This is a genomic window from Psychrobacter immobilis (assembly GCF_904846175.1).
Lineage (GTDB): Bacteria > Pseudomonadota > Gammaproteobacteria > Pseudomonadales > Moraxellaceae > Psychrobacter > Psychrobacter immobilis_E.
Genome location: NZ_CAJGZM010000002.1, coordinates 170,724 through 184,534, shown reverse-complemented (window position 1 = coordinate 184,534; position 13,811 = coordinate 170,724). Strand labels below are relative to the sequence as shown.

Genomic DNA, 13,811 nt, shown 5'->3' with positions numbered 1-13,811 from the left:
AAAAGTAATAGGTTAGACTAAAATTAGCTAATAATATTAAGACTTACTTATGGCATTTTATCTTCAAAAAACGGGATTCATATTACTGAATCCCATTCATGATTTTATGAAAATCAAAAAAATATAAACCTCGATAATTAACTAATGTCAGAACACCAGTATTTGATGGTTATATATTCTTCAATACCATATTTTGATCCTTCACGGCCAAAGCCAGATTGCTTGACGCCACCAAACGGTGCTACTGCAGTCGATATCAAACCAGTATTGTGCCCGACAATGCCATACTCTAAGGCTTCTGTTACCCGCCACGAGCGTGCATAGTCGCTACTATAAAAATAAGCGGCTAAGCCAAAAATGGTATCATTAGCCTTCTTGATCGCCTCTGCTTCATCTTCAAAAGTAAATATCGTAGCAACAGGACCAAATATTTCCTCTTGTGCGATATCCATATCAGATGTCAAATTAGTCAATACGGTTGGATTAAAGCTTAGCTTTGAGGCATCATTAGGATCGCCGCCAGTAATGACTTTAGCGCCTTTGTCAGTAGCATCTTTAAGTAGGTTTTGGACTTTCTTCAAACCATCTTCGTTGATTAAAGGCCCAATATCGACGCCTTTATTCATACCGTTACCAACTTTAAGCGCTTTTACTTTTTTGGTAAAGATGTCCAAAAACTTATCTTTGATGCTTGCTTGTACATAAGTGCGATTGGCACAAACACAAGTTTGACCGGCATTACGGAATTTAGAGGCGATAAGGCCTTCTGCTGCGGCTTCCAGATCGGCATCTTCAAACACAATAAAAGGTGCATTGCCACCAAGCTCTAATGATAGCTTTTTGATGGTCGGTGCGCACTGTGCCATTAAAGTACGACCGACCTCGGTAGAACCAGTGAAAGATAGTTTTTTAACGCGCTCATCACTGGTCAAAACCTCACCGATGACCGACGATTTACCAGTTACTACTTGAATAACACCTGCAGGAATGCCTGCTTGCTCAGCCAATACGCCAAGTGCTAAAGCAGAAAAAGGTGTTTCGGTCGCAGGTTTAATAATAACGGTACAGCCTGCCGCAAGCGCTGGACCAATTTTACGGGTGATCATCGCCGCGGGGAAGTTCCATGGCGTAATAATAGCGCAGACCCCAATAGGCTGCTTAATAATTACGTGGCGCAAATTTGCATTGGTTGCGGGTATAACATCGCCATAAACGCGCTTCCCTTCTTCGGCAAACCAGCGGATAAAGCTATTAGCATAATCAATTTCACCGCGCGACTCGGTTAAGGGCTTACCTTGCTCAGTAGTCATAAGCACCGCTAAATCTTCGCGATTGTCATCAATGAGATCTGCCCATTTTTGCAATAGCTCGCCGCGTTCATGTGCAGTTTTGGCAGCCCAAGAGCCTTGCTTTTCATTGGAATAAGCAACGGCATCTAAGATATCTTGCTCCGTCAAACTCGGAATCGTACCAATAACTTCGCCGTTAAAGGGGTTTTGCACATCGATAGTTTGACCATCGCTGGAATCTTTCCAACTGCCTTTTATTAAGCATTGTTGCTTGATTAAATTTTGATTGGATAATTTCACATGACTAGCCATTATTATTGTCCTTATTTTATTTATTGCTTGTATATCACCATGGGTACGATAATAGCTGCTATAAAAACTAAACTCTATCTCCTACTTTCTATATCACACATCTAACCATTATAAAAAACATAAAACCGACTAGCCACCCTTACTCACATTTCTCTCACCATTTCATGGGTAACACAACCAGTTCACAACATAAGAAATACCTTTTATATAAGGTAAGCGGCTATTAATCTATAATAAAAACTAAAAGAACGCTTGAATCCCAGTCTGGGCACGTCCTAAGATGAGCGCATGAATATCGTTCGTCCCTTCATAAGTGTTAACAGCCTCTAGGTTCATCACGTGACGGATAATATGGAACTCATCAGAGATACCGTTACCGCCATGCATATCACGAGAAACACGCGCGATATCTAACGCTTTACCGCAGTTATTACGTTTAATAATCGAAATCATCTCAGGTGCCGCATTGTCTTCATCCATCAGACGACCCACACGTAGCGCTGCTTGCAGACCTAGTGCGATTTCTGTTTGCATATTCGCAAGTTTCAACTGCACGAGCTGCGTCGCAGCTAATGGACGACCAAACTGCTTACGGTCTAGCGTGTACTGACGGGCAGCTTTCCAGCAGAATTCAGCTGCACCCATCGCGCCCCATGCGATACCATAACGGGCTTTATTTAAGCAGCCAAACGGTCCTTTTAGACCACGGATATCAGGGAAAGCATTGGCTTCAGGGACAAACACTTTGTCCATTACAATCTCACCGGTGACTGAAGCACGCAGTGAAAACTTACCTTCAATTTTCGGCGCTGATAAGCCCTTCATACCTTTATCTAAGATAAAACCACGAATTTCACCAGCATCATCTTTTGCCCAAACCACAAATACATCAGCGATAGGACTGTTGGTAATCCACATCTTATTACCCGTCAGCTCATAACCGCCGTCAACCGCTCGTGCACGAGTCGACATTGAGGCTGGATCTGACCCTGAATCTGGCTCAGTTAGACCGAAGCAGCCGACATACTCGCCAGTAGCAAGCTTCGGCAGATATCTCTCTCTTTGCTCTTCAGTACCGTATGCATGTATAGGATGCATCACCAAGCTTGATTGCACACTCATCGCTGAGCGGTAGCCTGAATCAACGGCTTCTACTTCTTTGGCAATCAAACCATAAGCCACACTAGATAAACCGGCACAGCCATAACCTTCAATCGTAACGCCAAGTAAGCCCATCTCACCCATTTGACGCATGATATTACGGTCAAAATTCTCATGACGATTGGCTTCAACGATGCCAGGCATCAGTTCTTTTTGAAAAAACTGGCGGGCGCTGTCCGTAACCATGCGCTCTTCGTCAGTAAGCTGATCGCGTAATAAAAAAGGATCTTCCCAGTCAAAACTTGGACGCGTAGATGTTGCCATGTGGATCTCCTTGATATCAGTCATCCTGACCGACGAGTAGTAATTAATGAGTAAATTGACTTAATAGGTTATTGACTTACTAATTCCGCTGTGCGAAACTTAGTTTCATAATTTAAATCCATTAAAACAAAGTTTCGGGTCGCTGTAAATCTTTATCAAATAAAATGAGTATAAAATGACAAAAAATATATCAGCAGCTCTACCATTACTGACTCGAATGAATAGCATCCTTGAGAAGAGTAAAGATGATAATGACAGACAATTCGTCACTGCATTGGGGCGTGGACTGACTCTGTTATCAGCATTTGAGCATCATGAGCAGCTGAGTCATCAACAGTTATGTCAAATGACCGGACTGCCTAAAGCGACCATCACGCGTCTGATTCATACCTTGATGACGCTTGGATTTTTGCGTATTACGGAGCACGGACAGTATCAATTGGGCAGTAGCGCGGTGCGACTTAGCGCCACTGCATGGAGTCGTCATGACATGGTGGCGGCAGCTGAACCGTTACTACGACAGTTTGCTATTAGCAATGAGGTATCAGTAAACTTGGCAACCGAGGTCGAAGGAGAAATGCGCTATCACGCTTGTTGTCGTAGCCCTGCTCGCCTATCGGTCAATTTGCAAGTTGGCTCAGCAGTGCCTGTCGCCCGAACCGCTATTGGACGCGCTTTTTATGCGGCTAGCTCGCCAGCAAGACAGGCTTCAATTCGTAATAATTTACAAGAGCACTTATCTACAGAAGATTATAACCATGCGCAGTCTGCTCTCTCTGATGCTGCAGAGCATTATAGAGCGCATGGCTATACGGTATCAGATGGTGAGTTTTCTACGGATATATTGGCAGTAGCTGTTGGGATATATGATGTTGCGACTGGGCAATATGCTTATTCGCTCAATGCCAGTGTGCCGAGTGCCAACTGGCAAAGCGACGATTATGCGGCGATGATTGTGCCAAAACTACAAGCGTTGGCTGAAAGGATTGGGAGTGGTGGTTAGAGAAGGTAACTGACTTATTAATTTTTCAGCGGCGTATAAAGATACTTATAATGTGATGAAAAAAAAGTGATGCATACCTTGATGTAGGTGGTTTGTATTAAGGGCTAAATTTAATATTTTTTATTAAGGAAATGTTATGGAAGATACGGATTACTCCAAAATTACTTATACAAACTTGCAGCTAGCCAATGCATCTAAAATGATTGAAAAGGGGCAGTTTGAAGAAAGCTATAAACTATGCTTATATCTGAAAGATCTTTTAGAAGAAGTTAGTAATTCTACTGAACCAAATTTCTGTTCTACACTGTATAGGCTAGGAATGTTGTTTGTTGATTTAGGCAACATGGCTTCAAATAATAAAGCAGCTGAGCTGGGTATTAACATAATGGAGTCTGAAGTTTTTGCAAGTATTTTAACTTGCGATAGTTATTACTATAATCTAGGGAATGCAAAAAGTAATCTAATTCGAAGCGCATTTGGAGATCAACTTGATACCAATGTAGAACTAATAAAGCAACTTGTAGAAGTGAGTTCTCTGTTTTTTAAAGCTGTCTTATCTTGCAGAAAACAAAGTATAGACCCCCTACCTGATTACCTTGTTAATTTAGCTATAAATTTACAGAGACAATATAGATTTTCAGAGGCTTTAGCTTTGTACGATCAAGTTATTGCAATGAACTTAGACATTCCACAAGCTTGGACAAATCGAAGTGAGTGTTTAAGTGTAATAAGTCAAATAAATAACTTTTCCTCAATTAAGCAAGGTAGAGAGATTGCTCTAGGTTTTAGAAATGCTAGCAAGTCTAGCAAACTACCACATGATTGGGCAAAATCTTATCTCATTAGAGCTGAGAAAATAGATAGTGATATCGAAAAAGATTGTTTGGATATGGGAATAGCTATAGAAGATGATAGCCATTTAGATGAGCAAGAATACCAATCCTTATCAACATTTCGAAAATGGTGTTTAGATAATTTCTTAAGTCTTAGTGAGCATGGATTGTATTGCAAATGCTATGGAAGTGCCCGTGATAATTTAACAATTCCATTGACTAATAGACCTATTAATGGGGATTTCATATATCCTATGGAAAAAGTCCTTAACAGGCTAAAGTCTGAATTTGGACTTGCTCGACTAATGCTATTTGAATACAAAACAGCTGATAGAAATCATTCTATTGAAGATGAGGCTTGTTATTCAGAATTATATGATAATGAAATACTAAGCATAGATATTGAAAAGCTTCGGACTGCTTTTAGATTATGCTTTGGAATTTTAGATAAAATAGCAAATGCTACAGACCTATTATTTGACTTTAAAACTAAGGGTAATATATATTTTCCTACTTTCTGGAGGCTCGATATACAAGAAAGATTGAAGAGATTTGAGGAATTGAATAATACTGGATTAATTGGACTGTTCAGTATCGCATGTGATTTAAACCATCAGGCTAAAGGTGAGCTAAGTTTTTATAAGAAATGCCGTAATTCTTTAGAGCATAATTTTGTATTCATCTATGAAAATAAAGAACCAAAAGAAATTAAAGACTCAATTAGATACTATAATAATGCAGAATTTATTTCAGAAGATGAATTTTTAGAAAGCACTGAACACATATTACAGCTAACTCGTTCAGCAATCTTTTCTTTCGTCTACGCAGTTAGAATTAAAGCAGAAAAAGAAGAATAAAAGGACTCTAGAAATTTATTTCAACATAGAACTATGCAGAGAGAGAAATTTATGAAACTCGCCGAAACCCTACTCATCCGTAGCGATATGCAAAAGAAGCTTGCCCAAATTAAAGGGCGTATTCGTAGCAACGTCAAAGTCCAAGAAGGCGATACGCCAAACGAAGACCCAAACGCGCTGATGATTGAAGCCAGCCAAATCATTACCGAATTATCCATTCTCATTGAACGTATTCATCGTACCAATGCCATTGCAATGACGGATAAAGGTCAGTCGATGCTGACGTTATTGGTCGAGCGTGATACATTAGAGATGCGTCATAAATTATTGATTGAGACCATTGAAGCCACGGGCAGCGAGGCTGACCGTTATAGCCCTCGCGAGATTAAATGGAATATTATGATCTCAGTCGCAGGCTTACAAAAGCAAGCCGATGACATCGCGATGAAGCTACGCAAGATTAATATTGTCATTCAAGCCAATAACTGGCAAATTGACCTTGTTGAATAACTAACTTTTGAACTGTTAGTTTTAGAATTTTCTATGTGCTTTATATAAGCGCATGGACTGCCTCTTTGGAACCGACTGGGCGAGTGTCAGACCCCAAACCTACACAACAGGGGGTTGAAAATATACTGTAGTGTCCGTCACGCGTTGCGGGCAGACGCTTTTTTTACTACTCATGCCCTGCACCCGTCACCGCTCACAAGGCACCATTTAGACCTTACTACCAGACACTGACAGTCGGTTTCAATCTTAGTTTTAATACTTTGCACCTTTTTGCTAGTGCCACTGAATGCCATTTCCTTATCTTCTACGCCAAACCGTCAGTAGAAAATCATTTAAGACAATTAATCAAAGCAGTTTACGTCTGAAAACTGTCATTCTGAGAGCAAAATTAGCACTCTGTTACCCAATTAAACCGTCGCAGTGATATCATATGTGTATGATGTACGCGATAAATTTAAGCATTTAAACCACACTCAATAACCATGTTTATGACATGGTTATTTTGTTATTGATGGTTTATTTTCTTACCGTCGCGTTTTTATTATTTACGTATCACTGTTGAGTATCGTTATGCCCCAATCTCGTACCAATCTAAATCCAAAACCCAAACATGACTCTCCTTATTTAGTGGGCGTCATGTTGCGCTATAGTACTTTTGCCGCCGCTGCCTTGTTGTTTATAGCAGGGCTGTTATTGATGAATTGGTGGCTGATCATTCTTGGCGGGCTGGGTGTATGTTTGGGAATTTATGATGTCATACAATCAAAGCATGCCATCTTAAGAAACTATCCGGTTGCTGGTCATATTCGCTATGTGCTTGAAGACTTCCGTCCTGAGATTCGTCAATATCTATTAGAAAATGACAAAGAACAAGTTCCCTTTTCACGCCAGCAGCGCGCGCTGGTTTATCAACGGGCCAAAAATGTCAGTGATACCAATGCTTTTGGTACGCTTGATAATTTATATGCGCACGGTAAAGAATGGTTTTTACAATCAGCCGTCAGTCAACCTTTAGAAAATAAAGACTTTCGTATTATCGTCGGCGGTGAGCGTTGTCAGCAGCCGCATGATATGTCAGTATTTAATATCTCAGCGATGAGTTTTGGTAGTTTATCAGCCAATGCCATTATGGCGCTCAATCAAGGCGCAAAAATGGGCGGTTTTACTCATGATACTGGCGAAGGCGCGATTAGCCCTTATCATCGTAAGTTCGGTGGCGATTTGATTTGGGAGCTGGGTACGGGTTATTTTGGTTGCCGTGATGCAAATGGTAATTTCGATGCACAATCCTTTGCCGAAAAAGCGGTCGACCCACAAGTAAAAATGATTGAGATTAAACTCTCACAAGGCGCAAAGCCAGGTCAAGGCGGCGTCTTGCCCGCCGAAAAAATTACCCCTGAAATCGCTGAAACGCGTGAAGTGCCGCTCGGACAAGATTGCGTCTCGCCCTCGTCGCACAGCGCATTTAATACACCACGCGAGTTGGTTGCTTTTTGGCAGCAGCTGCGTGATTTATCAGGTGGCAAGCCCGTCGGCTTTAAGTTATGTGTCGGTCAACCGTGGCAGTTTATGGCAATCGTAAAGGCCATGATAGAGACGGATAACTATCCTGACTTTATCGTGATCGATGGCGCAGAAGGCGGTACAGGCGCAGCGCCCGTGGAATTTATGGACAACGTTGGTATGCCTATGGTCGAAGGGTTTATGTTAGTTCATAATACCTTGGTCGGCGCTGGTATCCGCGACAAGATTAAAATTGGCGTCAGTGGTAAAATCGTTTCAGGCTTTGATATTGCACGTATGATTGCGCTGGGCGCTGATTGGTGTAACTCAGCGCGCGGCTTTATGTTTGCCGTTGGTTGTATTCAATCGCGCTCATGTCATACTAATACCTGCCCAACTGGGGTTGCAACCCAAGATCCGTATCGTCAAAAAGCGCTCGATGTGCCGAGTAAAGCTGAGCGCGTGGCAAGCTTCCATAAAAACACCCTTAAATCACTTGCCAGTATCGTGGGCGCGGTTGGTCTTCAGCATCCAAGCCAGTTGCAGCCGTATCATATTGCGCGCCGTTTAGACGATGGCCAAATCAAGCTATTATCGAAGTTCTTTTACTTTGCCGACCAAGGCGCACTGCTTGAACAAAATGCCCGTGCTGACGTCTTTAACCAAATGTGGGTCATGGCAAATCCTGACAGCTTCCTCGCCAATAATGATGCGCTGATTGCTTATAACAAAGACTCGCGTGATCGAGGTAAAGAAACCAGTGCCCCTACAAACTTGCACCCAGATGATTCGGTAGATCTTATCGATGGTGGTTTATTAATTGGTAACGTCAATAATACTTTTCGTGAAATTCCATCACTAGATGATTAAAGGTCATTAAATCCTTAAGACAGATAAACTTTATCCCTACCATAAAGATAAGTCATCGATGCCAAGTTCTATTTTTACGTTATCTTACTCACTGTTGACGGCAGCGCTCGTTGCATTAAGCATCAGCGCCTGTCAACCAATAGACGATGTAAACAATGACGCGATAAGCAATGATAGCGAGAACTGGTCATGTCAGTCGCAAAACGTGCCCTTTGCTTATAGCGTTTGTCGTATCGAAGTGCAGGCGTTATCAGACCCACGCTATTCATTGCAGCTGTTTTGGCAGCAAGCGGATAGCAGTGCTAATAACAACCAGCCACTACTAACTTTCGATAATTTATTAGCATCACTGCCCTGTAATCAAACGCTGAATTTTGCCATGAATGCTGGCATGTATAATGAAAATTATGCCCCGATTGGCTATACCGTTATCGAAGGTAAAGAGCTGCGCGCGCTAAACCTTAACGAAGGCGGCGGTAACTTTCATCTATTGCCCAATGGCGTGATGTGGTGGGATAAGTCTGGCAAGGTGCAAATTACTGAAAGCAACGCTTTAAATGAGCAGCTCAAAAGTGGCAGCGCACAACCTTGGTATGCGACGCAATCAGGTCCTATGTTGGTGATTAATAATGAGATTCACCCACAGTTCAATCCTGACAGTACCTCGCTTAAGCTGCGTAATGGTGCCGGTGCTTGCAGTGACGGTAGTATACAATTTGTTAATAGTGAAGCGCCGGTGAGCTTTTATCAATTTGCTGCGCTGTTTAAAGATGAATTAAACTGTCCAAATGCATTATTTTTAGATGGTGGTATTGCTTCGGCACTCTATGCACCGACTATCGATAAGTATGATAAAAAAGAGATGGGCGTGATGATTGGGCTGACAGAAACAAAGAATTAGAAAAGAAAGAGTAATAACAAAAAAAATAGAAATAAAAAAAATAGCCGCTATATTTTATAACGGCTATTTTTATGAGTGTTTCAATAATAAATAAAGCAAATGATTCTTACAATTATCAATTAGCGCGCCAGATAATTGGTCATCTCTTCCACCCCATGCAAGGTCATCGGATACATTTTATTGTCGAAGAGTTTTTTAATCTCAACGATGGTTTGCGTATATTGCCAATAAGTAGGATTTTCAGGATTGAGCCAAGCGACTTTATCAAAATGCGCAAGCACTCGCTTAAGCCAAACGATACCCGCCTCATTATTCATATACTCAACACTACCGCCGACCGTCATCAGCTCATAGGGCGACATCGACGCATCACCAACGAATATCACGCGATATTCACGGCCGTACTTATTGAGCAGCTCGTACGTTGGCATCGGAGCACTATGGCGACGATTATTATCCTTCCAGACATAATCATATAAGCAGTTATGAAAATAAAAAAACTCTAAGGTTTTAAATTCATTTCTAGCGGCAGAAAACAGTTTTTCTAAAGCTTCCACATGGATATCCATACTGCCCCCAACATCAAATAGCATTAGCACTTTGACGCGGTTGCGGCGCTCAGCTTGCATATGAATATCGAGTACGCCTTTTTTCGCCGTGCGCTTAATAGTCTCATGAATATCTAGCTCATCGGCGCTACCTGTACGCGCAAACTGGCGCAAGTTCCGTAGCGCCATTTGAATTTGGCGCGTACCAAGCTGACTGTCATCATCGAGGTTGCGATATTTTCGCTGCTCCCACACTTTAGCAGCGCTGCGCTTACGCGACTCACCGCCGACGCGCACCCCTTCTGGATGGTCGCCATAGGCACCAAACGGTGACGTACCGCCAGTGCCGACCCATTTACTACCACCTTGATGACGCTCTTTTTGCTCTTTAAGACGCTCTTCAAGCGCTTTCATAAGCTCCTCTAATGAGCCGTATTTTTTTAGCAAGCGGCGCTGCTCTTCGGTTAGATCTTTTGGGTCGAGCTTTAAATCTAGCCACTCTTTAGGGACGTCAGTTAGCTTTGCCATCAGCTCATCCATATCAAGACTATCAACACCCTCAAAATAGTCAGACATGGCGCGATCAAACTTATCAAAATGGCGCTCGTCTTTGACCATACAAAGCCGAATCAGCCGATACATATCTTCGCGGCTGGCAAAGGTAGACAGCGCTGAATTTTCAGGATGTGGCTGCATCATCAGCCCTTGATCTAACGCAGCATTTAAGTCAAGTAGCTCGCGCGTACTGACCGGCACACCGTAAGTACGTAAGGTATAGAACAATTTGATAAACATAAGAGTCGTATCACTTATTGGCTGATATGGTGACGAGTGAAGCCGTTTCATTAACTTCAATCATAAGCTTTAATCATGATAAATGGTCTGTGACTTAACGACGCATCATGTTAGCAAAGCGCTGCAGCAAGCTCACATCGGCTTCATTTTTAAGCAGCGCGCCATATAATGGTGGGATAGACTTTTCGCCGCGCAAGTTTTCTTCTAACTCTGCTTGTGCCATGTCATCTGCCAATAACAATGTCAACCAATCAACCAATTCTGACGTTGATGGTGGTTTTTTAAGTCCCTGAATATTGCGTAATTTATAAAAGATATCCAATGCATCATTAACCAGCTTTTCTTGGATATTGGGGAAATGTACGTCGATGATTTGACGCATGGTTTCTTCTTCTGGGAAGTCGATATAATGAAAGAAGCACCGACGCAAGAAGGCATCTGGGAGCTCTTTTTCATTGTTTGAAGTGATAATTACCACTGGACGCTGCTCGGCGGTGATGGTCTCACCCGTCTCATAGACGTAAAATGACATCTTATCGAGCTCATGTAGCAAGTCATTCGGGAACTCGATATCAGCTTTATCAATCTCATCAATCAATAACACACTGCGCTCGCTGCTAGTAAATGCCTCCCACAGCTTACCGGGCTTAATATAGTTGCCAATCTCATACACCTTATCATCGCCCAATTGAGAGTCTCTTAAGCGCGATACCGCATCGTATTCGTACAGGCCTTGCTCAGCCTTGGTGGTTGATTTAATGTGCCACGTAATCAGCGGCATACCCAGACTTTCAGCAACTTCTTCAGCCAGTAAGGTTTTACCGGTACCAGGCTCACCTTTGATAAGTAGCGGCTTTTGTAGCGTCATCGCCGCGTTGACTGCCAGTTGTAAATCATCGGTGGCGATATAGCTTTGCGTGCCAGTAAAGCTTTTCTTGGTTTTATCCGTCGTGTTTGTCATAAATTAAGTCTCAGTTATTGTTATAAATTAAAAGAATTAAGAGGTATTTGATGTGTGATAAACAATGAATTAGACTAGCACAGCTACCTTGATTGCCAAAATACTCATGCGTTCGCAGTTGCTAACAAATAAAAACGGCTTGGCATAAAAAAAGACACGCAGGGTGTCTTCTATCTTAGTCAATCAAATCTAATATTATTCTAAAGCTGGTCAGATTTATCATTCTCAGCTTGTTTCGATAGCTTATCGCCTTTTGCTAAACGGACTTCAGCTTCTGTCTTACTTATTTCAGTCTTAGCCATTTCAGGTTTAGACATCAATGATGAATGATCAGATGGCTTTGCTAAATCATACGACTCGACTAAACCAGCATCGTCTACCAAATAGTTACCTGTAGTTAGCTGCATAGTCGCTTGCGTATCTTCTGCGGTACGGCTGCGTGCTTTATCTAAACTTGACTCGAACGCGCCGCGAATCAGTTGCCAAACAAAGCCAACAAACAAGCCCACGACCAATACAACGAGTATCGGCAACATATTAGCAATCGCGCCAGCCGTATCTTTCATCATAATAGCGTAGACAACACTGATACTGGCCGGTGCAATCACGCTGGGATCACCAAGCGCCGTGCCTGGGGCAAGCAAAACGGCAAATAATATCATCCAGCTCATACCGCCAAGTGGGCGCGGCAAAACGCGAGCAACCAATACCCAGAGTATCAAAACGATAATGACGCCGCCAAGATACGCATACATAGGTAAGTCTGCGGCTGGCACGTCTTTTACCAACTGCCCCCACCAAATCGTAATCTCACCGAGAATATCACTAATGGCTTCCAGCGGTAAGCTGCTTACAATACCTTTTAACCAGTCCATGCGTGTTTAGTTACCTGCGTTGATAAATCGTGCGTCACTTTTTTGTTTTTAAGCCTAGGTCTTTAAGCCAATGTATCTAAGTCTGTCTTGCCATATATTCTATTTTGTCACGTATATGGCCTGCTAGTTTATCACGACTTTCTACCAAAATGCATGCATGCAGATTTTTAGTAGATTTTTTATCGCTGACTTTTAAGCCTATCAATTTTAAAACGCTATAGTTTCAAAACCCCACTTTTTAGCAAACCATTAAAAATAGCTCAGAGCTATTTTTGTGATACCAGCGCACTAATCGTAAATATTATCTTGGGCTTCACGGGCGCGCAGCTCTGCTTGGCGACGCATGACATCTTGTGGCGGCATTTGTACAAAATACCCTTGCGATTGTAATTTCGCCAATACTTCTTCTTTATCAACGCGCGCTAATTTTGGCGTGGTTACCAAATCTAAATGCATGACAAATTTGCTACGCCCTAAGCCTGCCCGGAAGTCTTTTGGTAATACCCCAAGCCAGTCTTTAATCTCGTCGGTATCGTCAGGATAATCAGGACGCGCGATGTAAACATACATATCATCGTGCTTGGGAAACTTATAAATATCGCAATGCATAAAGACACCTATTGCATACTAAAGGTTAAAATCATCTATCAAAATCGCTATTAAATGACTGCTACTAAATAGCTTAAATTAAATGAATGAGAAAGATAGGAATAATGGCTGCTAGCCTAGCATAATTTGTCTGATTTTCAATAGTGGCTTTGCGTAGCAGGTTTTGCAGAGATAGCTAGGGATGGCTTTATGTTGCCGTATAGAGGTATAAGAAATTGGCTTTTTTAGCGGTTTATTTACCTCAATATCTCTAGACAAGCGCATTTTGGTTAAATTACTCACTTTAATGCATGTGGTGGCTTGTAAAAAAACCATTAACCTTTCATAATAAAAGCGTTTTTCAGGAGAGAGTCTTTAGCACGATATCGAGTGCACTCATTTAATGATTTGCATTGATCATTGCGACAAGACCACCGAAGGCGCATCCACCCTGCCAATCGCTCAGGTAAAAGGACTGAAAAACACATGTCACGACTGTTTCGCTGTCTACCGTCAATCGCGTAGCACACCCAAATACAAG

The 13,811-nt window shown here is 42.1% G+C and carries 11 protein-coding genes and 1 riboswitch; of the genes, 5 read left to right on the top strand and 6 right to left on the bottom strand.

Features of this window, described 5'->3' with window-relative positions; translation table 11 throughout:
• Window positions 1-137: 137 nt before the first annotated feature.
• Entirely contained in the window at window positions 138-1,601 is a 1,464-nt protein-coding gene (locus JMW39_RS03330; RefSeq protein ID WP_227679218.1) for an NAD-dependent succinate-semialdehyde dehydrogenase, read from the bottom strand.
• A gap of 240 nt (window positions 1,602-1,841) precedes the next feature.
• Entirely contained in the window at window positions 1,842-3,026 is a 1,185-nt protein-coding gene (locus JMW39_RS03325) for an acyl-CoA dehydrogenase (RefSeq protein ID WP_201543787.1), read from the bottom strand.
• Between the two features lie 175 nt (window positions 3,027-3,201).
• Between JMW39_RS03325 and JMW39_RS03320 the strand changes: the two genes are divergently transcribed.
• From JMW39_RS03320 to JMW39_RS03300, 5 genes are all read left to right on the top strand, one after another.
• On the top strand, window positions 3,202-4,029 hold the full coding sequence (locus JMW39_RS03320; protein WP_201543785.1) for an IclR family transcriptional regulator: 828 nt from the start codon (window positions 3,202-3,204) through the stop codon (window positions 4,027-4,029).
• Between the two features lie 136 nt (window positions 4,030-4,165).
• Window positions 4,166-5,719, top strand: coding sequence for an LA2681 family HEPN domain-containing protein (locus JMW39_RS03315; RefSeq protein ID WP_201543783.1), 1,554 nt, complete (start codon window positions 4,166-4,168; stop codon window positions 5,717-5,719).
• Window positions 5,720-5,770: 51 nt separating this feature from the next.
• Entirely contained in the window at window positions 5,771-6,229 is a 459-nt protein-coding gene (locus tag JMW39_RS03310) for a DIP1984 family protein (RefSeq protein WP_201543781.1), read from the top strand.
• Window positions 6,230-6,799: 570 nt separating this feature from the next.
• Window positions 6,800-8,602, top strand: coding sequence for an FMN-binding glutamate synthase family protein (locus JMW39_RS03305; protein ID WP_201543779.1), 1,803 nt, complete (start codon window positions 6,800-6,802; stop codon window positions 8,600-8,602).
• Window positions 8,603-8,660: 58 nt separating this feature from the next.
• Window positions 8,661-9,503 (top strand): phosphodiester glycosidase family protein, encoded by an 843-nt coding sequence (locus JMW39_RS03300; RefSeq protein ID WP_201543777.1) that lies wholly within the window; start codon window positions 8,661-8,663, stop codon window positions 9,501-9,503.
• A gap of 119 nt (window positions 9,504-9,622) precedes the next feature.
• Here JMW39_RS03300 and JMW39_RS03295 read toward each other — a convergent pair whose 3' ends face one another.
• The 4 genes from JMW39_RS03295 to JMW39_RS03280 all read right to left on the bottom strand — a co-directional run bounded on the left by JMW39_RS03295 (window position 9,623) and on the right by JMW39_RS03280 (window position 13,291).
• Window positions 9,623-10,846 (bottom strand): vWA domain-containing protein, encoded by a 1,224-nt coding sequence (locus JMW39_RS03295; RefSeq protein WP_201543771.1) that lies wholly within the window; start codon window positions 10,844-10,846, stop codon window positions 9,623-9,625.
• A gap of 94 nt (window positions 10,847-10,940) precedes the next feature.
• The gene (locus JMW39_RS03290; protein ID WP_201543770.1) at window positions 10,941-11,807 is read right to left on the bottom strand and encodes an AAA family ATPase; all 867 of its coding nucleotides are present in this window, start codon (window positions 11,805-11,807) and stop codon (window positions 10,941-10,943) included.
• A gap of 200 nt (window positions 11,808-12,007) precedes the next feature.
• Entirely contained in the window at window positions 12,008-12,682 is a 675-nt protein-coding gene (locus JMW39_RS03285) for a hypothetical protein (protein WP_201543769.1), read from the bottom strand.
• A 288-nt stretch (window positions 12,683-12,970) separates the two neighbouring features.
• Complete coding sequence (locus JMW39_RS03280; RefSeq protein ID WP_201543768.1) at window positions 12,971-13,291, bottom strand: YcgL domain-containing protein; 321 nt, start codon at window positions 13,289-13,291, stop codon at window positions 12,971-12,973.
• 331 nt (window positions 13,292-13,622) lie between these two features.
• Window positions 13,623-13,758: riboswitch (glycine riboswitch) on the top strand.
• Window positions 13,759-13,811 lie beyond the last annotated feature (53 nt).